Here is a 25,803-nt window from a genome sequence, read left to right on the forward strand (position 1 = left end):
TCCAAATTACTTAACGAGTTCGCTGTTCGATTTAAAGAAACGGACTTTTTTTCCGTCTTCAAATCGGAAACCAACACGATCTGCCTTGCCTGTGGCTTGGTTAAAGATCGCAACGTTTGATGTTTGTATCGGTGCTTCTTTCTCGATAACGCCGCCAGTCACGCCCAATTGAGGGTTTGGTTTCTGGTGCTTTTTAACAAGGTTTAGGCCTTCAACAATTAACTTACCAGTAGGTAGAACTTGAGAAACCTTACCGCGGCTACCCTTGTCTTTACCTGCTAATATAATTACTTCGTCTTCACGACGGATTTTAGCTGCCATTTGAAGCTCCTTACAGTACTTCTGGTGCCAGCGAGACAATTTTCATGAATTTATCATTACGCAATTCACGTGTCACTGGGCCAAAGATACGAGTACCAATCGGTGCAAGGTTTGCGTTAAGCAAAACCGCAGCATTCCGATCGAAGCGAATGACAGAACCGTCTGGACGACGTACGCCTTTCTTAGTACGGACTACCACCGCGTTATATACATCACCTTTCTTCGCTTTAGCGCGAGGAATTGCTTCTTTAACAGAAACTTTGATGATGTCGCCGATACCGGCATAACGACGATGAGAGCCACCCAAGACCTTAATACACTGAACTCTGCGTGCGCCGCTGTTACATGCGACGTCTAGAGTCGATTGCATTTGGATCATTTCAAGTGCTCCGCTATCGTTACTACACAATCCCACTATGGGACTATATTTGAACCAAATTTAAGTAATACTTTACCTAAAATTGGCGCGCAAGTATAACACCACATATTTAGAATGCATAGCAAAAAAAACAAACGGCCCCAATTACTGGAGCCGTTTACGTTAACCTAATAAAAATTAGGCTTTTGTCACTACTTCAGCTAGTGTCCAAGACTTAGTCTTAGATAGAGGACGACACTGGCTAATAGCCACATAATCCCCTTCATTACACTGATTAGTTTCGTCATGTGCATGGATCTTAGTTGTACGCTTAATGTACTTCCCATAAATAGGATGTTTCACTTGGCGCTCAATAGCAACAGTAATAGACTTGTCCATTTTATTGCTAATCACTTTACCTTGCAAAGTACGGGCTTTATCAGACATTAGGCACCTGCCTTAGAAGTAATAATGGTCTTAACACGTGCAATGTTACGACGCACTAGTTTCAATTGATGTGTTTGGCTCAACTGACCAGTAGCGTGTTGCATACGCAAGTTAAACTGCTCACGCAGCAGACCAAGTAATTCAGCGTTAAGATCTTCAACGCTCTTTTCTCTTAGTTCGCTCGCTTTCATTACATCACCGTCTTAGTTACGAAGGTAGTCTTCAGAGGTAGCTTGGCAGCTGCCAAAGCAAAGGCTTCACGAGCCAACGCTTCAGGAACACCACCCATCTCATAAAGAACCTTACCAGGTTGAATCTGACATACCCAGTATTCAACGTTACCTTTACCTTTACCCATACGCACTTCAAGAGGCTTAGAGGTAATTGGCTTGTCAGGGAAAACTCGAATCCAAATTTGTCCTTGACGTTTAACATGACGTGTCATGGCACGACGTGCAGATTCGATTTGACGAGCAGTTAAACGGCCACGGCCGACTGCTTTCAAACCGAAAGTACCAAAGCTAACTTCAGTACCGTTCGCTAGACCACGGTTGCGGCCCTTGAACATCTTGCGAAACTTCATACGTTTAGGTTGCAGCATAAAAGTTTCTCCTATTTACCACGAGGCTTACGCTTAGGTTGCTGCTTAGGCTCTTCAATAGCAGGTACTAAACCGTCTAGAACTTCGCCTTTGAAGATCCAAACTTTAATACCAATCACACCATATTGAGTGTGACTTTCTGCAGTTGAATAGTCGATATCAGCACGCAAAGTATGCAAAGGTACACGACCTTCACGATACCATTCTGCACGTGCGATTTCTGCGCCACCTAAACGGCCGCTGACTTGAACTTTGATACCTTGAGCACCAATTCGCATTGCGTTTTGAACTGCGCGCTTCATAGCACGACGGAACATAACACGGCGCTCTAATTGCTGAGCAATAGAGTCAGCGACGAGCTTAGCGTCTAATTCAGGTTTACGGATCTCAGCGATGTTGATTTGAGCAGTAGTGCCAGTGATTTTAGACACATATGCACGTAATACTTCAACGTCTTCACCTTTCTTACCAATCACAATACCTGGACGGGCAGTGTGAATAGTAACGCGGATGCTTTTCGCTGGGCGTTCAATGACAATCTTAGATACTGATGCGGCTTTTAACTTTTCAGTTAAATATTGACGCACTTCCCAGTCGCTGTTCAGATTATTTGCATAGTCTGACTTATCTGCGTACCAGGTAGAGATCCAAGGCTTAGTGATACCCAGACGGATACCATTAGGATGTACTTTCTGTCCCATTGCTCTCTTCTCCTAGCGATCTGCTACAACCACAGTAATGTGGCTGGTACGCTTCATGATACGATCAGCGCGGCCTTTAGCACGTGGCATGATACGCTTCATTGTTGGGCCTTCATCTACGAAGACGGCTCCAACTTTAAGCTCATCAATGTCAGCACCTTCGTTGTGTTCGGCGTTTGCGATAGCTGAGTCAAGTACTTTTTTAACTAGTACGGCGGCTTTCTTGGGGCTGAATGTCAAAATCTCGAGTGCCTTAGAAACAGGCAACCCACGAATTTGATCAGCAACTAGACGGGCCTTCTGCGCAGACGTACGAGCAAAACGATGTTTAGCTAAAACTTCCATCTTATTCCTCCCGTATTAACGCTTCTTCGCTTTCTTATCTGCAGCATGGCCGCGATAAGTGCGAGTTGGTGAAAATTCACCAAGCTTATGACCGATCATTTCGTCAGTTACGAACACAGGTACGTGCTGACGACCATTATGGACAGCGATGGTCAACCCAATCATATTAGGGATGATCATTGAGCGACGAGACCAAGTCTTAATAGGCTTTTTGTCTCCCGCTTCCATCGCTTTCTCTACCTTCTTCAGCAAGTGCAGGTCAATGAAGGGACCTTTCTTGAGAGAACGTGGCATGGCGAATCCTCTTACTATTTATTACGACGACGTACGATGTACTTGTCAGTGCGCTTGTTGCTACGAGTTTTATAACCCTTAGTCGGCACACCCCATGGACTCACTGGATGACGTCCACCAGAAGTACGGCCTTCACCACCACCATGTGGATGGTCTACTGGGTTCATTGCAACACCACGAACTGTAGGGCGTACGCCTCTCCAGCGCTTAGCACCTGCTTTGCCTAACTGGCGTAGCATATGCTCGGCGTTACCAACTTCACCAAATGTCGCGCGGCAATCTACTGGAACTTTACGCATTTCGCCAGAGCGAAGACGTAGAGTTGCATAAGCACCATCACGAGCAACAACTTGTACATAAGCACCAGCTGAACGTGCGATCTGAGCGCCTTTACCAGGCTTCATCTCAACAGCGTGTACAACACTACCTACTGGAATGTTGCGTAACGGCATAGCGTTACCAGTCTTGATTTCTGCATCCAAGCCAGATTGGATTGGGTCGCCAGCTTTCATGCCTTTTGCAGCAAGAATGTAACGACGTTCACCATCGGCATACAGTACTAACGCAATGTGCGCTGTACGGTTTGGATCATATTCAAGACGTTCAACTTTCGCAGGGATACCATCTTTGTTGCGTTTAAAGTCAACAATACGATAGTGCTGCTTATGTCCACCACCAATGTGGCGTACAGTGATACGGCCAGTATTATTACGGCCACCACTTTTAGATTTTTTCGCCAACAGGCCAGCAAAAGGTTTACCCTTATGCAGGTCCGTATTCACCACTTTAACTACGTGGCGACGACCTGGAGAGGTTGGCTTACACTTAATAACTGCCATGATAATTCTCCTTTGCTTATTCAGCGCCGCCGACGAAATCAATATCAGCACCAGCCGCTAAAGTAACATAAGCTTTTTTCCAATCGCTACGACGACCTACACGGCCACCGGTACGTTTGGTTTTGCCTTTGTTAACTAAAGTGCGAACTGAATCGACTTCAACTTCAAATAGCTTCGCTACTGCAGCTTTAATCTCTGCTTTAGTCGCATCGATAGCTACGCGGAAAACTACAGTGTTGTTTTTCTCAGCAACCACAGTACTCTTTTCAGAGATATGTGGAGCAAGAATCACTTTTAGCAAACGTTCTTCGCGGATCATGCTAGCATCTCCTCGATTTGCTTCACTGCATCAGCAGTAACAAGAACAGTGTTGAATGCAATTAGACTTACTGGGTCAAGACCCGCTACGTCACGTACATCAACCTTGTATAAGTTGCGAGCTGCTAAGAATAAATTCTCATCAACTTCTGCAGTAACAATTAGAACGTCTTCTAGTTGCATTTCTTTCAATTTAGCTTTTCAGCTCTTTAGTTTTTAGGAGCTTCAACACCAAAAGATTCGACGACAACTAAACGTTCTTGACGTACCAATTCAGAAAGAATGCTCTTAAGAGCACCACGGTACATCTTCTTGTTAACTTTTTGGCTGTGATCTTGTGGTTTAGCAGCGAATGTTACGCCACCGCCACGCCAGATCGGGCCTTTAACACTACCGGCACGAGCACGGCCTGTGCCTTTTTGGCGCCAAGGCTTTTTGCCTGAGCCAATTACTTCCGCGCGCGTCTTTTGGGCACGAGTGCCTTGACGTGCGTTTGCAGCGTAAGCTACAACTACCTGATGAACCAATGCCTCGTTAAAGTCACGGCCGAAGGTAGTTTCGGAAACTTCAAGAGCGCTCTGCGCGTCTTTCAATACCAATTCCATTACTATCTCCTCAGACCTTAAGCTTTAACTGCTGGCTTGATAATCAAGTCACCATTGGTAGCGCCTGGAACAGCGCCGCGTACTAATAACAAGTTACGCTCTGCATCAACACGTACAACGTGTAGATTTTGAGTTGTTACTTGTACAGCACCCATATGGCCTGACATCTTCTTGCCTTTGAATACACGACCAGGCGTTTGGTTCTGACCGATAGAACCATTCGAACGGTGTGACAAAGAGTTACCATGAGTCATATCTTGAGTACGGAAATTCCAACGCTTAACACCGCCTTGGAAGCCCTTACCTTTTGATTGACCGGTAACGTCTACTTTCACAGTTTCTGCGAAAATATCAACATTAAGTTCGGCACCAACTACAATGCCTTCGCCTTCGCCATCTGCTAAACGCATTTCCCACAAACCACGACCAGCTTCTACGCCGCCCTTGGCAAAGTGACCTGCTTCAGCTTTAGTGATGCGATTGGCTTTTTTGGTACCAGTAGTCACTTGAAGTGCACGGTAACCGTCAGTTTCTAAAGTTTTCACTTGAGTAACACGGTTGCCAGCAACTTCAATTACTGTTACTGGGATTGACACACCATCTTCAGTGAAGATGCGGGTCATACCCACTTTACGACCGATAAGACCGATAGCCATCTCTCAAACCTCTTCTAAGGATCTCAATTAACCTAAGCTAATCTGAACGTCGACACCAGCCGCAAGATCTAAACGCATTAATGCGTCTACTGTCTTTTCTGTTGGCTCTACGATGTCAACTAAACGCTTGTGGGTACGAATTTCGTACTGGTCACGTGCATCTTTATTAACGTGCGGAGAGATCAAAATGGTAAAACGCTCTTTGCGAGTTGGTAGTGGAATAGGACCACGTACCTGCGCGCCAGTACGCTTAGCAGTTTCAACGATTTCCGCTGTAGACTGATCAATCAAACGATGATCAAAGCCTTTCAAGCGGATACGGATTCTTTGGTTCTGCATTGACCAGAGCTCCTAAAATGGACATATAAAAAATCACCCTCTAGCATCTTCCTTATAGGAACGCAGAGCGAGATGATTTAACCGTTCGACTCCCAATCGGAGTCGCTATGTAAATGAGTAACCTAACAGGCTAAACATTATAATTTACGCTGCACTAGTCAGCGAGAGGGCAATTATACAGATCTTCTTTCGTAGATCAAGCCTATTGTGTAAATAGTCTTGATAAAGTCTTTCTACAATCAATTGCTGTTTATTTCTCAGCATGCAGATGTTCATTCCTGTATAGATTGTCAGTTTTCAGACAATAAAAAAGGAAGCCTAGGCTTCCTTTTTTAGTGTTCACTAAACTCGCTATTACGCGATAATTTTAGCTACAACACCTGCACCAACTGTACGGCCACCTTCACGGATAGCGAAACGTAAACCGTCGTCCATCGCGATTGGGTAAATCAGAGTAACGACCATCTTGATGTTATCACCAGGCATAACCATTTCTACACCTTCTGGTAACTCAATTGTGCCTGTTACGTCTGTTGTACGGAAGAAGAATTGTGGACGGTAGCCTTTGAAGAATGGAGTATGACGTCCGCCTTCTTCTTTTGACAACACGTAAACTTCTGATTCGAAAGTTGTGTGTGGGTTAATTGAACCAGGCTTAGCTAGTACTTGGCCACGTTCAACATCATCACGCTTAGTACCACGTAATAACACACCACAGTTTTCGCCAGCACGACCTTCGTCAAGTAGCTTGCGGAACATTTCTACACCAGTACAAGTTGTTTTAGTTGTTGGACGAACACCAACAATTTCAACTTCGTCTGATACGCGAACGATACCACGTTCAACACGACCTGTTACCACTGTACCACGACCTGAAATTGAGAATACATCTTCAATTGGAAGTAGGAATGGCTTATCGATGTCACGCTCTGGCTCAGGAATATAAGTATCTAGTGCTTCTGCAAGCTCTAGAATTTTAGCTTCCCACTCTGGCTGGCCTTCTAGGGCTTTAAGAGCTGAACCTTGAATTACTGGTAAATCATCACCTGGGAAGTCGTATTCTGAAAGAAGCTCGCGCACTTCCATTTCTACTAATTCTAGTAATTCTTCGTCATCTACCATGTCACACTTGTTCATGAATACGATGATGAAAGGTACACCTACTTGACGTGAAAGCAAGATGTGCTCACGTGTCTGTGGCATTGGGCCGTCTGTTGCAGCAACTACTAAGATTGCGCCGTCCATCTGTGCAGCACCAGTAATCATGTTTTTAACATAATCCGCGTGACCTGGACAGTCTACGTGCGCATAGTGACGAATTGGTGTGTCATATTCGATGTGAGAAGTATTAATTGTAATACCGCGCTCACGCTCTTCTGGAGCATTATCGATTTGAGCGAAGTTACGAGCTTCACCACCATATGTCTTAGACAAAACAGCTGAAATTGCTGCTGTTAAGGTTGTTTTGCCATGGTCAACGTGACCGATGGTGCCCACGTTTACATGGGGCTTGTTACGTTCAAATTTAGCTTTTGCCACGATATATTCCTTTCTTTTCAGAAGTGCTCGATTAGTTCGAGCAATATAACATTGATGCCGTAACCAATATTAGTTACGAGAGTCTATAATCGCTTTTGCAATGTTTTGCGGTGCATCTGCATACTTCAAAAACTCCATAGAGTATGAAGCACGACCCTGAGATGCAGAGCGCAAATCAGTCGCATAACCAAACATTTCAGATAGAGGTACTACTGCGTGGACAAGTTTAACACCTGCGATGCCATCATCCATACCTTCAATTATGCCACGACGTCGGTTTAAATCACCAACAACGTCGCCCATATAATTTTCAGGCGTAGTTACTTCTACTTTCATACAAGGTTCGAGCAACACCGGGGTTGCTTCAAGCGCACCCGTTTTGAAGCCCATAGAACCTGCAATTTTGAAGGCCATTTCGTTTGAGTCCACATCATGATATGAACCGTCAAACAAACTGACTTTCACGTCAAGAACAGGATAGCCGGCTAATACACCATTCTTCATCTGTTCTTGAATACCTTTGTCAACGGCAGGAATGAATTCACGAGGAACCGCACCACCCACAATTTCGTTAACAAATTCGTAGCCCGCACCCTCTTCGAGTGGCTCAATCCTTAACCAAACATGGCCAAATTGACCACGTCCGCCAGATTGACGTACGAACTTACCTTCCACTTCCACTTTAGAACGAATTGTTTCACGATAGGCAACTTGTGGTTTACCTACGTTACACTCTACACCAAACTCGCGACGCATACGGTCAACGATAATGTCTAAATGTAATTCGCCCATACCAGATATGAGTGTTTGTGCCGACTCTTCATCAGTTTCGACTTTGAAAGATGGATCTTCTGCTGCTAATTTTTGCAGCGCAATACCCATTTTATCTTGGTCAGCTTTTGAACGAGGCTCAACGGCAATGGTAATTACGGGTTCCGGGAACTCCATGCGCTCAAGAATCACTCTGTGATCGTTATCGCAAAGAGTATCACCAGTAGTTACATCTTTAAGACCAATAGCAGCCGCTATATCACCAGCACGTACTTCTTTCAGTTCTGTTCGGTCATTTGCGTGCATTTGCACAATTCGACCAACTCGTTCACGTTTCTGCTTAACAGAATTATAAACAGCAGCACCTGATTCTAGTACACCTGAATACACACGGATAAAGGTCAATGTACCAACAAATGGATCAGTCGCAATTTTAAATGCTAGAGCCGCAAAAGGGGCTTTATCATCTGATGGGCGTTCAACTTCTTTATCGTTTTCATCAAGACCCTTAATTGCAGGGACATCAATAGGCGCGGGTAAAAAATCGATTACCGCATCAAGAACCGCTTGCACACCTTTGTTCTTAAAAGCAGAACCACAGGTAGCGAGCACGATCTCATTGTTAATTGTGCGCTGACGCAACGCTGTTTTAATCTCTGCTTCAGATAACTCACCTTCTTCAAGGTATTTATTCATCAGTTCATCAGAGGCTTCAGCTGCTGCTTCCACGAGATACTCATGCATTTCTGCAGCTTTTGCTGCCAGATGTGCAGGAATGTCTTCATAAGAGAACGTCATTCCCTGATCGTTTTCAGACCAGTTAATGGCTTTCATCTTAATTAAATCAATAACACCCTTGAAACTTTCTTCTGCGCCAATATTCAAGTGAATAGGGACACAAGTTGCACCAAGGCGGTTACGAATTTGTTTTATAACGCGGTCGAAATCTGCCCCAGCACGGTCCATCTTGTTAACAAACACGATACGCGGAACGTGGTATTTGTCTGCTTGACGCCATACTGTTTCAGATTGTGGTTCAACGCCTGACGAACCGCAGAATACAACTACAGCTCCATCGAGAACGCGTAATGAACGCTCGACTTCAATAGTAAAGTCTACGTGACCAGGAGTATCGATGATATTAATTCGGTGTAGAGCGAATTGGGCATCCATTCCGCGCCAGAATGCTGTTACTGCAGCAGATGTGATAGTAATACCACGCTCTTGCTCTTGTACCATCCAATCTGTCGTGGCGGCGCCGTCATGCACCTCACCGATTTTATGAGACATACCGGTATAGAACAGAACACGTTCTGTTGTGGTAGTTTTACCTGCATCCACATGAGCAACGATACCGATATTTCGATAATGCTCAATTGGGGTTGTACGAGCCACTATTTATACCCTCTCAACTAAAACGATTAGTTTTAGCAATATCAACAATATGGAGCGGGCCGAAGCCCACTCCATCATATTACCAACGGTAATGGGCGAAGGCTTTGTTAGCTTCAGCCATGCGATGCACGTCTTCACGCTTCTTAACCGCAGTACCTTTGTTGTCAGACGCATCTAGCATTTCACCTGCTAGACGTAAAGCCATAGATTTTTCACCACGTTTGCGAGCAGCTTCAACTAACCAGCGCATCGCTAGTGCGTTACGACGCACAGGACGAACTTCACATGGTACTTGATAAGTAGAACCACCAACACGACGAGATTTAACTTCGACTGATGGGCGAACGTTATCAAGAGCTGCTTCAAGGATACTTAAATGATTTTCGCTTTTCTTTTCAGCGACAACATCTAGTGCCTTGTAAATAATTTTTTCTGCAGTCGACTTTTTGCCGTCCTGCATGATGACGTTGATGAACTTAGCCAACAACTCACTGTGAAACTTTGGATCTGGTAGGATTTTACGTTGTCCTACAACGCGACGTCTTGGCATATTAATTCTCCGTATGCTTCAGGTATTTCCAAAACTGGAATGTCAAATAAATACTAGCTTGGCCTTACTTAAACGGGATACGTTAAGACTTAGGACGCTTAGCACCGTACTTAGAACGGCCTTGGCGACGTGAAGTCACACCAGCACAGTCTAATGCGCCACGAATAGTGTGGTAACGCACACCAGGTAAGTCTTTAACACGACCACCACGGATTAGGATTACACTGTGTTCTTGCAAGTTATGGCCTTCACCACCGATATACGAAGTTACTTCGAAACCGTTAGTTAGGCGCACACGAGCTACTTTACGTAGTGCAGAGTTAGGTTTTTTAGGTGTTGTAGTGTACACACGAGTACAAACACCACGTTTTTGTGGGCACGCGTTCAACGCAGGCACATTAGTCTTTTCGACTTTTGGCGCGCGTGGCTTACGTACCAACTGGTTAACAGTTGCCATGTATAGCTCCGACAGTTGATTTAAACTCAACAATTAGGTGTGAAAAATCTATATCCCACAATGGTGGGACGCGGAATTTTAGAAAGGTAATCGCTATCTGTCAAGAAATAGCCAACTTTTCATGCAAATTCCAATAAAAAAGGCGCCAATGGCGCCTTTTGTTAACATAACATTAACTTAATCTTGGCTACCAGCCAAGTTTAAGAGATCTGCTAGGTTCTGTTCAGCTTCGCTTGCAGTCACAGTTGTCGTTGCCACTTTGCCACGAGAACTTGCCGCTTTGGCGCGTTCTTCGTTACGGGCAATGTGATAAGCATAACCTGTACCAGCAGGGATCAAACGACCTACGATTACGTTTTCTTTAAGACCACGTAATGGATCGCTCTTACCACCAACGGCCGCTTCAGTTAACACACGAGTGGTTTCCTGGAACGATGCTGCTGAGATGAATGATTCAGTAGCCAAAGATGCTTTGGTAATACCAAGTAATTCACGCTCAAACGTTGCAGGAGTCTTACCTTGAGCGATTAACTCACGGTTAGCAATCTTCACGCGTGCAACTTCTGCTTGCTCACCTTCTAAGAAATCAGTGTCGCCTGTTGAAGTGATTAAACACTTACGTAGCATTTGACGAATGATAACTTCGATGTGTTTGTCGTTGATCTTAACGCCCTGTAGACGGTAAACATCTTGTACTTCGTTCACAATGTAGTTTGCTACGTTGTGTATACCACGAAGACGAAGAATGTCATGAGCCGCTTCTGGGCCGTCTGCAATAACTTCACCACGTTCGACTTTTTCACCTTCGAACACGTTCAAGTTACGCCACTTAGGGATCATCTCTTCATAGTGTTCACTGCCATCAGCTGGAGTGATCACTAGACGACGCTTACCTTTAGTTTCCTTACCGAACGAGATAGTACCAGAGATTTCTGCAAGAATTGCAGGCTCTTTTGGCTTACGCGCTTCAAATAAGTCAGCAACACGTGGAAGACCACCGGTGATGTCGCGTGTTTTAGACGATTCTTGTGGAATACGTGCTAATGCGTCACCAACGTTGATTTTCGCGTTATCGTCTTTTGACACAATCGCGTGACCAGGTAAGAAATATTGAGCTGGTACTTCTGTACCAGGGATCTTTAAGTCATTACCATCAGCATCAACTAAGCGTATTGCAGGCCGTAGTTCTTTACCTGCTGAAGTACGCGCACCAACCTCAAGTACAACGACTGAAGATAAACCTGTTAATTCATCTGTTTGACGTGTCATGGTGACACCGTCAATCATATCAACGAATTTAACACTACCTGCAACTTCAGAAATAATTGGGTGAGTATGTGGATCCCAGTTAGCAATAATTTGCCCAGCTGCAACGTCACAATCTTCCAATACCTCTAATACAGTACCGTAAGGTACTTTATAACGTTCTTTCTCACGACCTAGCTCATCGATGACGGCTAATTCAGAAGAACGAGATACGATAACAAGTTTACCGTCGATGTTTGAAACATGCTTAGCATTATGTAACTTCAGAGAACCCGCGTTCTTAACTTGAACGTTGTTTTCTGCAGAAGCTCGAGATGCCGCACCACCAATGTGGAACGTACGCATGGTTAACTGTGTACCTGGTTCACCAATTGACTGCGCCGCAACAACACCAATAGCTTCACCGTGGTTGATAATATGACCACGAGCCAAGTCACGACCGTAACACGCTGCACACACACCGAAGTCTGTTTCACAGGTAATTACAGAACGTACTATCACTTCATCAATACTGTGGTCTTCTAACGTATTACACCAGGCTTCATCAAGAAGTGTGTTGCGTGGAGCAAGCACTTCATTTGTACCAGGCTTCATAACGTCAAGAGCAACAACACGACCTAGAACACGTTCACGTAATGGCTCAACAACATCTCCACCTTCAATAAGTGGTTTCATTGTTAGACCATGTTCAACACCACAGTCATCTTCAATAACGACTAAGTCTTGTGCAACGTCTACTAAACGACGAGTTAAGTAACCCGAGTTAGCTGTCTTCAATGCGGTATCGGCAAGACCTTTACGCGCACCGTGAGTAGAAATAAAGTACTGTAGTACGTTTAGACCTTCACGGAAGTTTGCTGTAATTGGGGTTTCGATGATTGAGCCATCAGGCTTAGCCATCAAACCACGCATACCCGCTAACTGACGGATCTGAGCTGCACTACCACGAGCGCCCGAGTCAGCCATCATATAGATGCTGTTAAACGATGCTTGTTGCTCTGGTACACCATCACGGTTAATCACTGTCTCAGTAGACAGGTTTTCCATCATAGCCTTAGAGACTTTTTCGTTAGCACTTGCCCAAATATCGATGACTTTGTTGTAACGCTCACCGGCAGTAACAAGACCTGATTGGAACTGCTCTTGAATTTCAAGCACTTCAGCTTCAGCTTCTGCAACTAAGGTGTATTTCTCGTCTGGAATAACCATGTCATCGATACCAACAGAGGCACCAGAAATGGTTGCAAAACGGAAACCGGTATACATCAATTGGTCAGCAAAGATAACAGTATCTTTAAGACCTAGTTGACGGTAACAGGTGTTCAACAACTTAGAAATCTGCTTCTTACCCATGTTTTGGTTAACCAAATCATACGATAAGCCTTCAGGCAGAATTAATGATAAAAGAGCACGACCAACTGTAGTATCAATGATACGAGTTGCTTTCGTTCTTTCGCCATCTTCAGCTATATGAGTCTCAGTAATACGCACTTTAACGCGAGCATGTAATTCAGCAACACCTGTGGCGTATGCTTTCTCTACTTCTGATACATCAGAGAAAGCCATGCCTTCACCGAGACCATTAATACATTCACGGCTAGTGTAATACAAACCTAATACAACGTCTTGAGACGGTGTAATAACAGGCTCACCGTTAGCTGGTGACAAAATGTTGTTGGTTGACATCATCAGCGCACGAGCTTCTAACTGAGCTTCAAGCGTTAATGGTACGTGAACCGCCATTTGGTCACCGTCGAAGTCGGCGTTATATGCCGCACAAACTAACGGGTGCAATTGAATTGCTTTACCTTCAATCAAAACAGGTTCAAATGCTTGAATACCTAGTCTGTGAAGTGTTGGTGCACGGTTAAGCATTACTGGATGTTCACGAATCACTTCGTCTAACACATCCCATACTTCAGCCTGTTCGCGTTCAACCATTTTCTTAGCAGCTTTAATAGTAGTCGCTAAACCACGACCTTCTAACTTGCCGTAAATGAATGGCTTGAATAACTCAAGTGCCATCTTCTTAGGAAGACCACACTGATGCAGACGTAAAGTAGGTCCTACGGTAATTACCGAACGGCCTGAATAGTCAACACGCTTACCAAGTAAGTTCTGACGGAAACGACCTTGCTTACCCTTGATCATATCAGCAAGAGATTTAAGCGGACGCTTGTTAGAACCGGTAATAGCACGACCGCGACGACCGTTATCTAATAGCGCATCAACTGACTCTTGCAACATACGCTTTTCGTTACGTACGATAATGTCAGGCGCAGCTAAATCTAACAGACGCTTTAAGCGGTTGTTACGGTTAATAACACGACGATAAAGATCGTTAAGATCTGATGTCGCGAAACGACCACCATCTAACGGCACTAATGGACGTAGATCAGGTGGAAGAACCGGTAATACTTTTAAGATCATCCACTCTGGCTTGTTGCCAGAAGTGAAAAATGCTTCCATCAGCTTAAGGCGCTTAGTGACCTTCTTACGACGGGTTTCAGAGTTAATTGATGGCAACTCTTCACGCATTTGCTCGATCTGTTCTTCTAAGTTGATAGCACGTAGCAATTCAAGAACTGCTTCTGCACCCATCTTAGCTTCAAACTCATCACCGTATTCTTCTAACGCATCGAGATACGTTTCTTCGGTTAGCATTTGGCCGCGCTCAAGCGTGGTCATGCCAGGCTCGATAACAACAAATGATTCGAAATACAGTACGCGTTCAATATCACGTAACGTCATGTCCAGCATTAAGCCAATACGAGACGGAAGTGATTTTAAGAACCAAATGTGGGCGACTGGGCTTGCCAAATCAATGTGACCCATGCGTTCACGACGCACTTTAGTCTGGGTAACTTCTACGCCACACTTTTCACAAATAACACCACGGTGCTTCAAACGCTTGTATTTACCACACAAACATTCGTAATCTTTAACCGGACCGAAGATACGCGCACAGAACAAACCTTCACGTTCAGGCTTGAATGTACGGTAGTTAATGGTTTCTGGCTTCTTTACTTCACCAAAAGACCAAGAACGGATTAGATCTGGCGAGGCCAAACCAATTTTTATACCGTTAAATTCTTCAGTCTTACTTTGCTGCTTAAGAAACTTTAATAAGTCTTTCACGTTTCTCTCCTGAAGGAGTTAAACCAGGTGCTTTGCTGATGCAAAGCACCCTTGGTTACCAAACATTGCTTAAGTGCGATGCTTACTCTTGATCCAACTCGATATTAATACCGAGTGAACGAATTTCCTTCAACAATACGTTGAAAGACTCAGGCATGCCAGGTTGCATCTGATAGTTACCGTCTACAATACTCTTATACATCTGAGTACGACCGTTAACGTCATCTGACTTAACTGTTAGCATTTCTTGTAGAGTATAAGCTGCACCGTATGCTTCAAGTGCCCACACTTCCATCTCACCGAAACGTTGACCACCAAACTGAGCTTTACCGCCCAATGGTTGTTGTGTAACTAAGCTGTATGAACCTGTAGAACGGGCATGCATCTTGTCATCAACTAAGTGGTTCAATTTAAGCATATACATGTAACCAACAGTTACTTTACGCTCAAATTCGTTACCGGTACGGCCGTCACATAATGTCAACTGACCAGACTCAGGCAAGCCTGCAAGAGCAAGCATTTGCTTGATCTCTTTCTCTTTAGCACCATCGAATGCTGGTGTTGCAATTGGAATACCACCTTTAAGGTTAGTTGCCAATCGTACAACTTCATCATCAGTGAATGAATCGATATCAACGCGCTGAAGCACGTCATCACCTAATTCATAAACCTGTTTGATGTAACCACGAAGTTCGGCAATTTCACGCTGCTCTTCAAGCATAGCGGTAATCTTATTACCGATACCCTTCGCCGCTGCGCCCATGTGGACTTCAAGTACCTGACCGATGTTCATACGCGATGGTACGCCCAATGGGTTAAGTACGATGTCTACAGGATTACCTTCTTCATCGTATGGCATGTCTTCAACTGGACAAATCTTCGAGATAACACCTTTGTTACCATGACGACCCGCCATCTTGTCACCAGGCTGGATAGTACGTTTAACTGCAAGGTAAACCTTAACAATCTTCAATACACCAGGTGCCAAGTCATCACCTTGGGTGATCTTACGTCGCTTGATTTCAAACGTCTTATCAAAATCAGCTTTTAGCTCTTCGTGCTGTTCAGCCAACTGTTCTAATTCAGTTTGTTTTGCTTCGTCATCGATAACTTGTATTAACACATCTTTACGTGGGATCTCAGCTAACTTAGCTTCTGAGAAACCAACAGACAGTAACAAGTTACGTGCACGGCCCAATACACCTTCTTCAAGGATCTTGAACTCTTCACCTAAGTCTTTACGAGCTTGGCGAACATGCAATTCTTCGATTTCAAGCGCGCGCTTGTCTTTCTCAACGCCGTCACGGGTAAATACCTGGACGTCGATGATGGTGCCTTTCACTGAGTTAGGAACACGTAACGAGCTGTCCTTAACATCAGAAGCTTTTTCACCAAAAATTGCTCGGAGTAGTTTCTCTTCTGGAGTTAACTGTGTTTCACCCTTAGGTGTCACTTTACCCACAAGAATGTCGCCACCCTTCACTTCTGCACCAATGTAAACGATACCTGACTCATCTAATTTAGATAAAGCAGACTCACCTACGTTTGGAATGTCAGCAGTGATTTCTTCACTACCCAATTTAGTATCACGAGCAATACAAGAAAGCTCTTGAATATGGATAGTCGTGAAACGATCTTCTTGCGCTACGCGCTCAGAAATCAAGATCGAATCTTCGAAGTTATAACCGTTCCAAGGCATGAACGCGATACGCATGTTTTGACCAAGAGCCAAATCACCTAAATCGGTTGATGGACCATCTGCCAATACGTCACCACGAACCACTGGCTCACCAACAGAACAACAAGGACGTTGGTTAATACAAGTGTTTTGGTTTGAACGGGTATATTTAGTTAAGTTATAAATGTCGATACCAGCTTCACCTGCGTGTAGCTCATCTTCATTTACTTTAACTACGATACGGCTAGCGTCAACATAATCAACCACACCGCCACGTTTTGCAGCTACAACCACACCAGAGTCAACAGCAAGAGTACGTTCAATACCCGTTCCGACTAACGGCTTATCAGCACGTAAAGTAGGTACTGCTTGACGTTGCATGTTTGCACCCATCAATGCGCGGTTAGCATCATCGTGTTCTAAGAACGGAATTAATGATGCCGCAACAGAAATAATCTGCTGTGGTGATACATCCATATATTGAACATCAGCAGCACGCATAAAGGTAGATTCACCTTTATGACGACAAGCAATTTGTTCTTCAACCATGCGGCCATTAGCATCAACTTCGATGTTTGCCTGTGCAATAACATAACGGCCTTCTTCGATAGCTGATAAGTATTCAACTTCATCAGTAATCACACCATCAACCACTTTGCGGTAAGGTGTTTCTAAGAAACCATACGAGTTAGTACGTGCAAAACTTGCTAATGAGTTGATTAGACCAATGTTTGGACCCTCAGGGGTTTCAATTGGACATAAACGACCGTAGTGAGTTGGATGTACGTCACGGACTTCGAAGCCTGCACGTTCACGAGTCAAACCACCAGGGCCAAGCGCAGAAATACGACGCTTATGCGTCACTTCTGATAGCGGGTTGTTTTGATCCATAAACTGTGACAACTGTGAAGAACCAAAGAATTCTTTCACTGCTGCTGAAATTGGCTTCGCATTAATTAAGTCTTGTGGCATAAGCTCGTTTAAATCGCCTAAAGATAGACGTTCACGAACAGCACGCTCAACACGGACTAAACCAACACGGAACTGGTTTTCAGCCATCTCACCGACACTACGAATACGACGGTTGCCTAAGTGGTCAATATCATCGACTTCATCATAACCGTTACGGATTTCAATGATTTTCTTCATAACGCAAACGATGTCATCTTTAGACAACACGCCGCGACCTTCATCTTCAGCAATCTCAAGACGACGGTTGAACTTCATACGACCTACTTTAGATAAGTCATAACGTTCTTCACTGAAGAATAGGTTTTGGAATAAACCTTCAGCAGCATCTTTGGTTGGTGGCTCGCCAGGACGCATCATACGGTAGATTTCAACTAACGCTTCTAAGCGATTAGTTGTTGAATCAATACGTAATGTATCCGCAATATAAGCACCATGATCAAGGTCATTGATAAATAACGTATCAATATCCTTAATACCAGCAAGTGATAACTTAGCTAAATCTTCTAAGGTAATCTCACTGTTTGCTGTCACTAAAACTTCACCGGTATCTTCATCGATGTAGTCTTGAGCAGCATACTTACCAACAATATAATCTACTGGTACTTCAAGCTCAGTAGTGTTGGTTTTTTCAAGTTGCTTAATATGACGCGCCGTAATGCGACGGCCAGCTTCGACTAATAAAGTGCCTTCAGCATCTTTAATGTCATAGCCTGCAGTTTCACCACGTAAACGATCAGGCACAAGTGCCATAACTAACGAATCTTTCTTGATCTTAAATTGAATACGCTCAAAGAATAAATCTAAGATGTCCTGAGTAGAGTATTCAAGTGCACGTAAAATAATCGTTGCCGGTAATTTACGACGACGGTCAATACGTACGAATAAAGCATCTTTAGGATCGAATTCAAAGTCAAGCCATGAACCACGGTAAGGAATAATACGTGCGTTATACAGCACCTTACCAGAAGAGTGGGTTTTACCACGGTCATGATCAAAGAACACACCTGGAGAACGGTGTAACTGAGACACGATTACACGCTCAGTACCGTTAATAACGAAAGTACCGTTATTCGTCATCATAGGTATATCACCCATGTAGACTTCTTGCTCTTTAATGTCTTTAACAGTGCCAGCAGCAGCTTCACGGTCAAACAACACCATGCGTAATTTAACGCGAAGTGGTGCAGAATAAGTTACACCGCGGATCTGACATTCTTTCACATCAAAAACTGGCTCACCTAGCTTGTAGCTGACATATTGCAGCTCAGAGTAGCCAGAAAAGCTCTTGATAGGAAAAACGCTACGGAATGCGGCTTCTAAGCCACGCTCACCCGTAGGGTCTTGATCGGTGAACTTCTTAAAAGAGTCTAACTGGATAGACAATAAATAAGGGATATCCAAAACTTTTGGACGCTTACCAAAGTCTTTGCGAATACGCTTCTTTTCAGAATAGGAGTAAACCATGGGTTTCCTCTGCTTACGAGATGTGACCAAGACTGAAATAATATAATTAAATCAGCACGTTTGCCTATCACCGTTGATGGCAAGAACCTAACCAGTAATCTCTGCTAGGGACTGCTAAAACTGGCGACAAACGGTGAAAAAAAATCGCCTGCGCATAGAGCGCAAAAAAGGCCGACGGTTAAAAAACCGCCAGCCTTCACCCAATTACTTGGGTGATGCAAGCTAAATTACAGCTTACTTAACTTCAACAGAAGCACCTGCAGCTTCTAAATCAGTTTTAAGAGTAGCAGCTTCTTCTTTGCTTACGCCTTCTTTAACAGCGATTGGCGAAGATTCAGCCATAGTCTTAGCTTCTTTCAAGCCAAGACCAGTAGCGCTACGTAGTGCTTTAATCACGGCAACTTTGTTTTCGCCGAATGAAGTAAGTACTACGTCAAATTCTGTTTGCTCTTCAGCAGCAACAGCATCGCCACCGCCAGAAACTACTGCAGCAGCAGCAGAAACGCCGAATTTTTCTTCCATAGCTTCGATTAGTTCAACAACTTCCATTACAGACATTGCTGCGAAAGCTTCTAACATTTGGTCTTTAGTGATAGACATTAGAAATTTTTCCTATTGTTCTGAATTCAATTTTATTAAGCTGCCTGCTTAAAATTAAGCGGCATCTTGTTTTTGATCGCGAAGGGCGGCCAATGTACGAACGAACTTGCCAGCAGATGCTTCTTTCATAGTCATCATCAACTGAGCTAGTGCTTCTTCGTATGTTGGTAGTTTCGCTAAACGATCAATGTCAGCTGCAGGGATAAACATCCCTTCGAAAGCTGCACCTTTAACTTCAAATTTATCTTGTCCCTTAGCGAAGTCTTTTAATAGACGCGCTGCAGCACCTGGGTGCTCGTTAGAGAAAGCAATTAAAGTTGGGCCAGTGAACGTTTCTGCTAGGCACTCAAAAGCTGTACCTTGAACTGCACGACGAGCAAGAGTGTTACGTACTACACGTACAAACACACCATTTTCGCGAGCAGCTTTACGCAGACCGGTCATAGCACCTACAGTTACGCCACGTGAATCGGCAACAACTGCAGAAAGTGCACCTTTGGCAGCTTCGTTGACTTCAGCAACAATTGCCTGTTTGTCTTCGAGTCTTAATGCCATTGGCTTTACTCCTGGATTCTACCTAGGGAATTCCCTAGTATTTACCAAATTAAACACTTATGTGTTTAATTACTTACGGTGCAGATTTTCCAGTAAAAAAATTTAGCTGGGGCCTGACACCGTCTACGCTGGAAATTAAGTTAATCTCGCGATTAACACCTGCGGTCTTGGACGGAAACCGACTCTAATATGTAAAAGTTCGAAAACGATTACATAAAAGCGGCTTCAACCCACAAAGTGCGCGCATTATAGACTAATACGCGCGCTTTGTATATTACTTAGCTTCTTCCAGAGAACTCTGGTCGATAGCAACACCTGCACCCATAGTGGTAGAGATGCTGACTTTCTTAATGTAAATACCTTTTGCAACTGCAGGCTTAGCCTTTTTCAGTGCAGATATCAACGATTCTAAGTTTTCTTTTAACTGTTCAGCAGTGAAAGTTACTTTGCCAATAGTTGTATGAATAATACCATTCTTGTCATTTCTGTAACGAACTTGACCCGCTTTGGCATTTTTAACTGCTTCAGCAACGTTAGGCGTTACTGTACCAGTTTTAGGGTTAGGCATTAAACCACGAGGGCCTAAAATTTGACCTAACATACCAACAACGCGCATAGCATCAGGAGATGCGATAACAACGTCAAAGTTCATTTCACCAGCTTTAACTTGTGCAGCTAAATCTTCCATACCCACAAGTTCAGCGCCAGCAGCTTTAGCAGCTTCAGCGTTTGCACCTTGAGTGAATACAGCAACACGAACGTCACGACCAGTACCATGTGGCAGTACAGTTGCACCACGCACGTTTTGATCTGATTTACGAGGATCGATACCTAGATTAACAGCAACGTCAACACTCTCTACAAATTTAGCTGTCGCTAATTCTTGTAAAAGTGTTACAGCTTCGTTGATGTCATACATTTTTGTTACATCAACTTTTTCGCGGATAACGCGAGCACGCTTAGTTAGCTTTGCCATTATATTAATCCTCTACTACCAAACCCATTGAACGTGCAGTACCTTCAATTGAACGAGTCATCGCTTCAATATCAGCACCAGTCATATCAGCGGCTTTAGTTTCAGCAATTTCCTGAACAGCGCTACGCTTTATTGTTCCTACTTTTTCAGTATTAGGACGTCCAGAACCTGATTTCAGACCTGCTGCTTTAAGCAGTAGGAAAGATGCAGGTGGAGTCTTAGTTTCGAAAGTGAAAGAACGGTCGTTAAATACCGTGATAACAACAGGAATTGGCATGCCTTTTTCGAACTTTTCAGTACGAGCATTGAATGCTTTACAGAATTCCATGATGTTCACACCCTTTTGACCTAAAGCAGGACCAACTGGTGGAGACGGGTTTGCAGCACCGGCTGCTACTTGTAGCTTAATATAAGCTTCAATTTTCTTTGCCATGTCGACATTTCCTCAATTTGGGTTCAAACGCATGTTGGCGACATGCCAATACGCTCCCCTGAAAACAACGGGTGCGAATTATATAAAAATCCGCACCCGCAAACAATGTTTATTTGTAGTTATTTTAATCAGCTCTTTTCAACTTGATTAAAATCTAATTCTACTGGTGTAGAACGACCAAATATCATCACTGATACTTTGATGCGATCTTTTTCGTAATCAACTTCTTCGATGGTGCCATTAAAGTCAGCAAATGGACCGTCACACACACGAACAACTTCACCTGGTTCATACATGACACGATGAGTTGGAGACTCGACAGTATCTTGAAGACGCTGAAGAATAGCATTAGCTTCTTTGTCAGAAATAGGTGCTGGACGATCTGATGTACCACCAATAAAGCCCATTACACGTGGGATACTTTTGACTAAATGCCAGCTATCGTCATTCATTTCCATCTGGACTAATACATAACCAGGGAAAAACTTACGTTCGCTTTTGCGACGTTGACCTGCACGCATTTCAACAACTTCTTCGGTAGGAACTAAGATCTCACCGAAGTATTCTTCCATATTGTGCATTTTGATATGTTCAAGCAGTGTTTTAAGAACACGGCCTTCATAGCCCGAAAAGGCTTGGATAACATACCATTTTTTTTTCGCTTCTGTAACTTCAGTCATTTTCAGATGCCTATACGCCAGTAATTAAATTGACAACTCTTAACAATACAGCATCAAATCCCCAAAGGATTAATGCCATAACTGCAGTAGCTGCAAGTACAATAAAGGTCGTATTTAACGCCTCTTGGCGAGTTGGCCAAACGACTTTACGCACTTCAATATGTGCTTCTCTAGCAAAAGATTGCGCTAGCTTACCCTTGCTTGTCTGCAGCGCAATGATACCAGCTATAGCGAAGGCAATAATTACCCCAGCAACACGAGCGACTACATTAGCATCTGCATAAAATTGATTGGCTATAACAGCGGCAGCAACTAGCACTGCTGCTACGCCCCACTTAACGATATCCAAAGAATTACTCTGGTTTTCAGTATTTGTTGTCATCGGTTAATTCCGTTACTCACTACGACCTGGGCTTAGCTTGGTAAACAACATATTTACCAAATCCGCATTTCCGAACATTCCCAGAAAATGCATAAGCACAGGGTCAAAAATCGGCCATAGATTGTATTCTTATTCAGCTTTGTTCGCAACAATACAGGTAAAGTAAGGTTAACAAATTAACTAAAAAATCAATTTTTAGTACCAATTTTGCTTTAAAAATAAAAAAGGAAGCCTAGGCTTCCTTTTTTAGTGTTCACTAAACTCGCTATTACGCGATAATTTTAGCTACAACACCTGCACCAACTGTACGGCCACCTTCACGGATAGCGAAACGTAAACCGTCGTCCATCGCGATTGGGTAAATCAGAGTAACGACCATCTTGATGTTATCACCAGGCATAACCATTTCTACACCTTCTGGTAACTCAATTGTGCCTGTTACGTCTGTTGTACGGAAGAAGAATTGTGGACGGTAGCCTTTGAAGAATGGAGTATGACGTCCGCCTTCTTCTTTTGACAACACGTAAACTTCTGATTCGAAAGTTGTGTGTGGGTTAATTGAACCAGGCTTAGCTAGTACTTGGCCACGTTCAACATCATCACGCTTAGTACCACGTAATAACACACCACAGTTTTCGCCAGCACGACCTTCGTCAAGTAGCTTGCGGAACATTTCTACACCAGTACAAGTTGTTTTAGTTGTTGGACGAACACCAACAATTTCAACTTCGTCTGATACGCGAACGATACCACGTTCAACACGACCTGTTACCACTGTACCACGACCTGAAATTGAGAATACATCTTCAATTGGAAGTAGGAATGGCTTATCGATGTCACGCTCTGGCTCAGGAATATAAGTATCTAGTGCTTCTGCAAGCTCTAGAATTTTAGCTTCCCACTCTGGCTGGCCTTCTAGGGCTTTAAGAGCTGAACCTTGAATTACTGGTAAATCATCACCTGGGAAGTCGTATTCTGAAAGAAGCTCGCGCACTTCCATTTCTACTAATTCTAGTAATTCTTCGTCATCTACCATGTCACACTTGTTCATGAATACGATGATGAAAGGTACGCCTACTTGACGTGAAAGCAAGATGTGCTCACGTGTCTGTGGCATTGGGCCATCTGTTGCAGCAACAACTAAGATTGCGCCGTCCATCTGTGCAGCACCAGTAATCATGTTTTTAACATAATCCGCGTGACCTGGACAGTCTACGTGCGCATAGTGACGAATTGGTGTGTCATATTCGATGTGAGAAGTATTAATTGTAATACCGCGCTCACGCTCTTCTGGAGCATTATCGATTTGAGCGAAGTTACGAGCTTCACCACCATATGTCTTAGACAAAACAGCTGAAATTGCTGCTGTTAAGGTTGTTTTGCCATGGTCAACGTGACCGATGGTGCCCACGTTTACATGGGGCTTGTTACGTTCAAATTTAGCTTTTGCCATGGTATAGCCTCAGTCCAAGTATCTTGGTGATGAAAACACATATAGTAAAAATCCGATGCATAAAATGACATCGAATAGATTATTTAGGGTTAGGTAATTCATTCATGAAGTGCTGTTGATGGTAGGCAGATTCGAACTGCCGACCTCACCCTTACGAGGGATGTGCTCTACAAACTGAGCCATATCAGCGAACAAATTTGGAGCGGATGGCGGGAATCGAACCCGCGTTATCAGCTTGGAAGGCTGGAGTAATACCATTATACGACATCCGCGCAACCTATTTAGGCTACCTAACTACCTAGAAAATGGTGGAGGGAGAAGGATTCGAACCTTCGAAGGCTGAGCCGTCAGATTTACAGTCTGATCCCTTTGGCCACTCGGGAACCCCTCCAGAAAATGGTGCCGGCACCAAGAGTCGAACTCGGGACCTACTGATTACAAGTCAGTTGCTCTACCAACTGAGCTATGCCGGCGTGTCATTTCGGGTTCGGATATTAGGTAAATGTGGAGCCGAGTGCAATAGGCAAATGATAAAAAACCTAAAAAAAGTCTCAAATGACGCTTTTTTGCACTCATTTTAGCCGGAAAGTGTGATTTCTAGACGAATGTAATTGCGATGCAGACAAATGAAGACCAAACTATTGTCGCCATTTATTCGATAGTGTAATGTGCCTGACCAACTTAGAGGAATGGTTATGAATCCAATTAACTCAATACAAGATGCACTCTACTTTGCTTTTCAGCGCGAGCATTGGGCTGAATTACGAAAATCAGTGCCACTTACATTGAGTCAGGCAGAATTAGAAAACCTGCGTGGTATGAATGAGAAGCTGTCTTTAGACGAAGTCACCGACATTTACCTTCCTCTCAGTCGTTTACTGAATTTATTTGTCGGCTCAAAACAACAACGTGGGCTCGTTCTAGACAATTTTCTCGAACAAAAACCTTCCCCTAGTCCCTACATTATTAGTATAGCAGGAAGCGTCGCCGTGGGTAAAAGCACCACTGCACGTATATTGCAAACATTACTACAGCGCTGGCCTGAGCACCCTAAAGTAGATTTGGTCACCACTGATGGTTTTTTATTTCCACTAGCTGACCTTAAGCGCAAAGGGTTACTGCAACGTAAAGGTTTTCCTGAAAGTTATGATATGAAAATGTTGGTCGAATTTATCTCAGCTGTTAAAGCAGGTAATAAAGAAATTCTTGCACCAATTTATTCCCATGTTACCTATGATAGATGTCACGATGAACATCAAGTCATACATCAACCCGATATTTTAATTTTAGAAGGCTTAAATGTACTTCAAACAGGTTTAGATTCACCTATCGATACTAGAAGACCGTTTGTATCCGATTTCGTTGATTTCTCGATTTATGTTGATGCTGATGAGTCATTATTAAAAGATTGGTATAAAAAGCGGTTTTTACAATTTAGGAAAGGTGCATTTAGTGACCCGAAATCATTCTTTCATCATTATTCATGTCTAACTGATGATGAGGCTAATACTATTGCAGCAAATATTTGGGATACGATTAATGGCCCCAATTTATCACTTAATATTCAACCCACTCGTGAGCGGGCAAACCTCATTTTACAAAAGGGTCCAAACCACTTAATGGACCGAGTTTTACTTAGAAAATAACATTATATGAGCCTATTGCTAGGC

26 protein-coding genes, 4 tRNA genes and 1 pseudogene are annotated in these 25,803 nt (G+C 43.6%); 1 reads left to right on the forward strand and 30 read right to left on the reverse strand.

What is annotated here, in order from left to right:
* Window positions 1-6: 6 nt before the first annotated feature.
* The 30 genes and pseudogenes from rplX to FH971_RS19495 all read right to left on the reverse strand — a co-directional run bounded on the left by rplX (window position 7) and on the right by FH971_RS19495 (window position 24,606).
* Complete coding sequence (rplX, locus tag FH971_RS19350; RefSeq protein ID WP_124729279.1) at window positions 7-321, reverse strand: 50S ribosomal protein L24; 315 nt, start codon at window positions 319-321, stop codon at window positions 7-9.
* Between the two features lie 10 nt (window positions 322-331).
* The gene (rplN, locus tag FH971_RS19355; protein ID WP_011635649.1) at window positions 332-700 is read right to left on the reverse strand and encodes a 50S ribosomal protein L14; all 369 of its coding nucleotides are present in this window, start codon (window positions 698-700) and stop codon (window positions 332-334) included.
* A 177-nt stretch (window positions 701-877) separates the two neighbouring features.
* Complete coding sequence (rpsQ, locus tag FH971_RS19360) at window positions 878-1,126, reverse strand: 30S ribosomal protein S17 (protein ID WP_137224568.1); 249 nt, start codon at window positions 1,124-1,126, stop codon at window positions 878-880.
* Window positions 1,126-1,317, reverse strand: coding sequence for a 50S ribosomal protein L29 (gene rpmC, locus FH971_RS19365; protein ID WP_137224566.1), 192 nt, complete (start codon window positions 1,315-1,317; stop codon window positions 1,126-1,128). The genes rpsQ and rpmC overlap by 1 nt, the downstream gene beginning before the upstream one ends.
* Window positions 1,317-1,727 carry a 50S ribosomal protein L16 gene (rplP, locus tag FH971_RS19370; protein WP_137224563.1) on the reverse strand — a complete coding sequence of 137 codons (411 nt, stop codon included), beginning with the start codon at window positions 1,725-1,727 and terminating at the stop codon, window positions 1,317-1,319. The genes rpmC and rplP overlap by 1 nt, the downstream gene beginning before the upstream one ends.
* Window positions 1,728-1,738: 11 nt before the next feature.
* Entirely contained in the window at window positions 1,739-2,428 is a 690-nt protein-coding gene (gene rpsC, locus FH971_RS19375; protein WP_011635645.1) for a 30S ribosomal protein S3, read from the reverse strand.
* A 12-nt stretch (window positions 2,429-2,440) separates the two neighbouring features.
* On the reverse strand, window positions 2,441-2,773 hold the full coding sequence (gene rplV, locus FH971_RS19380; protein WP_011635644.1) for a 50S ribosomal protein L22: 333 nt from the start codon (window positions 2,771-2,773) through the stop codon (window positions 2,441-2,443).
* 15 nt (window positions 2,774-2,788) lie between these two features.
* The gene (gene rpsS / locus FH971_RS19385; RefSeq protein ID WP_006083596.1) at window positions 2,789-3,067 is read right to left on the reverse strand and encodes a 30S ribosomal protein S19; all 279 of its coding nucleotides are present in this window, start codon (window positions 3,065-3,067) and stop codon (window positions 2,789-2,791) included.
* A gap of 14 nt (window positions 3,068-3,081) precedes the next feature.
* Complete coding sequence (rplB, locus tag FH971_RS19390; protein WP_137224560.1) at window positions 3,082-3,906, reverse strand: 50S ribosomal protein L2; 825 nt, start codon at window positions 3,904-3,906, stop codon at window positions 3,082-3,084.
* A 16-nt stretch (window positions 3,907-3,922) separates the two neighbouring features.
* A complete protein-coding gene (gene rplW / locus FH971_RS19395) occupies window positions 3,923-4,225 on the reverse strand; it encodes a 50S ribosomal protein L23 (protein WP_124729276.1) in 303 nt (100 codons plus the stop codon).
* Window positions 4,222-4,829, reverse strand: a pseudogene (rplD, locus tag FH971_RS19400) (50S ribosomal protein L4). Before rplD ends, rplW begins: the two are co-directional and overlap by 4 nt.
* Window positions 4,830-4,846: 17 nt before the next feature.
* Entirely contained in the window at window positions 4,847-5,485 is a 639-nt protein-coding gene (gene rplC / locus FH971_RS19405) for a 50S ribosomal protein L3 (RefSeq protein ID WP_137224555.1), read from the reverse strand.
* 27 nt (window positions 5,486-5,512) lie between these two features.
* Entirely contained in the window at window positions 5,513-5,824 is a 312-nt protein-coding gene (gene rpsJ, locus FH971_RS19410) for a 30S ribosomal protein S10 (RefSeq protein WP_124729273.1), read from the reverse strand.
* Between the two features lie 354 nt (window positions 5,825-6,178).
* Window positions 6,179-7,363 carry an elongation factor Tu gene (gene tuf / locus FH971_RS19415; protein ID WP_137224523.1) on the reverse strand — a complete coding sequence of 395 codons (1,185 nt, stop codon included), beginning with the start codon at window positions 7,361-7,363 and terminating at the stop codon, window positions 6,179-6,181.
* A gap of 69 nt (window positions 7,364-7,432) precedes the next feature.
* Window positions 7,433-9,529: an elongation factor G gene (gene fusA / locus FH971_RS19420; RefSeq protein ID WP_137224551.1), complete on the reverse strand. Its 2,097-nt coding sequence runs from the start codon at window positions 9,527-9,529 to the stop codon at window positions 7,433-7,435.
* A gap of 79 nt (window positions 9,530-9,608) precedes the next feature.
* Window positions 9,609-10,079 (reverse strand): 30S ribosomal protein S7, encoded by a 471-nt coding sequence (rpsG, locus tag FH971_RS19425; protein WP_124729270.1) that lies wholly within the window; start codon window positions 10,077-10,079, stop codon window positions 9,609-9,611.
* A gap of 82 nt (window positions 10,080-10,161) precedes the next feature.
* Complete coding sequence (rpsL, locus tag FH971_RS19430; protein WP_137224548.1) at window positions 10,162-10,536, reverse strand: 30S ribosomal protein S12; 375 nt, start codon at window positions 10,534-10,536, stop codon at window positions 10,162-10,164.
* A gap of 177 nt (window positions 10,537-10,713) precedes the next feature.
* Window positions 10,714-14,940, reverse strand: coding sequence for a DNA-directed RNA polymerase subunit beta' (gene rpoC / locus FH971_RS19435; protein ID WP_137224545.1), 4,227 nt, complete (start codon window positions 14,938-14,940; stop codon window positions 10,714-10,716).
* 82 nt (window positions 14,941-15,022) lie between these two features.
* A complete protein-coding gene (rpoB, locus tag FH971_RS19440; RefSeq protein WP_140235376.1) occupies window positions 15,023-19,054 on the reverse strand; it encodes a DNA-directed RNA polymerase subunit beta in 4,032 nt (1,343 codons plus the stop codon).
* Window positions 19,055-19,288: 234 nt separating this feature from the next.
* Window positions 19,289-19,654: a 50S ribosomal protein L7/L12 gene (gene rplL / locus FH971_RS19445; protein ID WP_137224540.1), complete on the reverse strand. Its 366-nt coding sequence runs from the start codon at window positions 19,652-19,654 to the stop codon at window positions 19,289-19,291.
* Between the two features lie 54 nt (window positions 19,655-19,708).
* Complete coding sequence (gene rplJ / locus FH971_RS19450; protein WP_137224537.1) at window positions 19,709-20,209, reverse strand: 50S ribosomal protein L10; 501 nt, start codon at window positions 20,207-20,209, stop codon at window positions 19,709-19,711.
* Window positions 20,210-20,483: 274 nt separating this feature from the next.
* Window positions 20,484-21,185, reverse strand: a complete 702-nt coding sequence (rplA, locus tag FH971_RS19455; RefSeq protein ID WP_137224534.1) for a 50S ribosomal protein L1 — start codon at window positions 21,183-21,185, stop codon at window positions 20,484-20,486.
* 4 nt (window positions 21,186-21,189) lie between these two features.
* Window positions 21,190-21,618: a 50S ribosomal protein L11 gene (gene rplK / locus FH971_RS19460; protein WP_137224532.1), complete on the reverse strand. Its 429-nt coding sequence runs from the start codon at window positions 21,616-21,618 to the stop codon at window positions 21,190-21,192.
* 128 nt (window positions 21,619-21,746) lie between these two features.
* Window positions 21,747-22,298 (reverse strand): transcription termination/antitermination protein NusG, encoded by a 552-nt coding sequence (nusG, locus tag FH971_RS19465; protein WP_137224529.1) that lies wholly within the window; start codon window positions 22,296-22,298, stop codon window positions 21,747-21,749.
* 10 nt (window positions 22,299-22,308) lie between these two features.
* The gene (secE, locus tag FH971_RS19470) at window positions 22,309-22,680 is read right to left on the reverse strand and encodes a preprotein translocase subunit SecE (protein ID WP_137224526.1); all 372 of its coding nucleotides are present in this window, start codon (window positions 22,678-22,680) and stop codon (window positions 22,309-22,311) included.
* A 268-nt stretch (window positions 22,681-22,948) separates the two neighbouring features.
* Entirely contained in the window at window positions 22,949-24,133 is a 1,185-nt protein-coding gene (gene tuf, locus FH971_RS19475) for an elongation factor Tu (RefSeq protein ID WP_137224523.1), read from the reverse strand.
* A 116-nt stretch (window positions 24,134-24,249) separates the two neighbouring features.
* A tRNA-Thr gene (locus tag FH971_RS19480) sits at window positions 24,250-24,322 on the reverse strand.
* A 9-nt stretch (window positions 24,323-24,331) separates the two neighbouring features.
* Window positions 24,332-24,405 (reverse strand) — tRNA-Gly (locus FH971_RS19485).
* A gap of 34 nt (window positions 24,406-24,439) precedes the next feature.
* Window positions 24,440-24,524, reverse strand: a tRNA-Tyr gene (locus FH971_RS19490).
* Window positions 24,525-24,530: 6 nt separating this feature from the next.
* Window positions 24,531-24,606, reverse strand: a tRNA-Thr gene (locus FH971_RS19495).
* A gap of 222 nt (window positions 24,607-24,828) precedes the next feature.
* Between FH971_RS19495 and coaA the strand changes: the two genes are divergently transcribed.
* On the forward strand, window positions 24,829-25,779 hold the full coding sequence (coaA, locus tag FH971_RS19500) for a type I pantothenate kinase (RefSeq protein WP_140235377.1): 951 nt from the start codon (window positions 24,829-24,831) through the stop codon (window positions 25,777-25,779).
* Window positions 25,780-25,803 lie beyond the last annotated feature (24 nt).

The organism is Shewanella polaris, assembly GCF_006385555.1.
In the GTDB taxonomy this organism is placed as follows: Bacteria; Pseudomonadota; Gammaproteobacteria; order Enterobacterales; family Shewanellaceae; genus Shewanella; species Shewanella polaris.

What these genes read in the sequence shown, in the direction of transcription:
- rpsL (WP_137224548.1), bottom strand. Translation starts at nt 10,536, where the DNA reads ATGGCAACTGTTAACCAGTTGGTACGTAAGCCACGCGCGCCAAAAGTC.
- rpsC (WP_011635645.1), bottom strand. Translation starts at nt 2,428, where the DNA reads ATGGGACAGAAAGTACATCCTAATGGTATCCGTCTGGGTATCACTAAG.
- secE (WP_137224526.1), bottom strand. Translation starts at nt 22,680, where the DNA reads ATGACAACAAATACTGAAAACCAGAGTAATTCTTTGGATATCGTTAAG.
- rplJ (WP_137224537.1), bottom strand. Translation starts at nt 20,209, where the DNA reads ATGGCATTAAGACTCGAAGACAAACAGGCAATTGTTGCTGAAGTCAAC.
- rpsS (WP_006083596.1), bottom strand. Translation starts at nt 3,067, where the DNA reads ATGCCACGTTCTCTCAAGAAAGGTCCCTTCATTGACCTGCACTTGCTG.
- rplW (WP_124729276.1), bottom strand. Translation starts at nt 4,225, where the DNA reads ATGATCCGCGAAGAACGTTTGCTAAAAGTGATTCTTGCTCCACATATC.
- rplB (WP_137224560.1), bottom strand. Translation starts at nt 3,906, where the DNA reads ATGGCAGTTATTAAGTGTAAGCCAACCTCTCCAGGTCGTCGCCACGTA.
- rpsQ (WP_137224568.1), bottom strand. Translation starts at nt 1,126, where the DNA reads ATGTCTGATAAAGCCCGTACTTTGCAAGGTAAAGTGATTAGCAATAAA.
- rplN (WP_011635649.1), bottom strand. Translation starts at nt 700, where the DNA reads ATGATCCAAATGCAATCGACTCTAGACGTCGCATGTAACAGCGGCGCA.
- rplL (WP_137224540.1), bottom strand. Translation starts at nt 19,654, where the DNA reads ATGTCTATCACTAAAGACCAAATGTTAGAAGCTTTCGCAGCAATGTCT.
- rplC (WP_137224555.1), bottom strand. Translation starts at nt 5,485, where the DNA reads ATGGCTATCGGTCTTATCGGTCGTAAAGTGGGTATGACCCGCATCTTC.
- rpsG (WP_124729270.1), bottom strand. Translation starts at nt 10,079, where the DNA reads ATGCCAAGACGTCGCGTTGTAGGACAACGTAAAATCCTACCAGATCCA.
- nusG (WP_137224529.1), bottom strand. Translation starts at nt 22,298, where the DNA reads ATGACTGAAGTTACAGAAGCGAAAAAAAAATGGTATGTTATCCAAGCC.
- rplK (WP_137224532.1), bottom strand. Translation starts at nt 21,618, where the DNA reads ATGGCAAAGAAAATTGAAGCTTATATTAAGCTACAAGTAGCAGCCGGT.
- rplA (WP_137224534.1), bottom strand. Translation starts at nt 21,185, where the DNA reads ATGGCAAAGCTAACTAAGCGTGCTCGCGTTATCCGCGAAAAAGTTGAT.
- coaA (WP_140235377.1), top strand. Translation starts at nt 24,829, where the DNA reads ATGAATCCAATTAACTCAATACAAGATGCACTCTACTTTGCTTTTCAG.
- tuf (WP_137224523.1), bottom strand. Translation starts at nt 24,133, where the DNA reads ATGGCAAAAGCTAAATTTGAACGTAACAAGCCCCATGTAAACGTGGGC.
- rpoB (WP_140235376.1), bottom strand. Translation starts at nt 19,054, where the DNA reads ATGGTTTACTCCTATTCTGAAAAGAAGCGTATTCGCAAAGACTTTGGT.
- rpmC (WP_137224566.1), bottom strand. Translation starts at nt 1,317, where the DNA reads ATGAAAGCGAGCGAACTAAGAGAAAAGAGCGTTGAAGATCTTAACGCT.
- rpsJ (WP_124729273.1), bottom strand. Translation starts at nt 5,824, where the DNA reads ATGCAGAACCAAAGAATCCGTATCCGCTTGAAAGGCTTTGATCATCGT.
- rplV (WP_011635644.1), bottom strand. Translation starts at nt 2,773, where the DNA reads ATGGAAGTTTTAGCTAAACATCGTTTTGCTCGTACGTCTGCGCAGAAG.
- rplX (WP_124729279.1), bottom strand. Translation starts at nt 321, where the DNA reads ATGGCAGCTAAAATCCGTCGTGAAGACGAAGTAATTATATTAGCAGGT.
- rplP (WP_137224563.1), bottom strand. Translation starts at nt 1,727, where the DNA reads ATGCTGCAACCTAAACGTATGAAGTTTCGCAAGATGTTCAAGGGCCGC.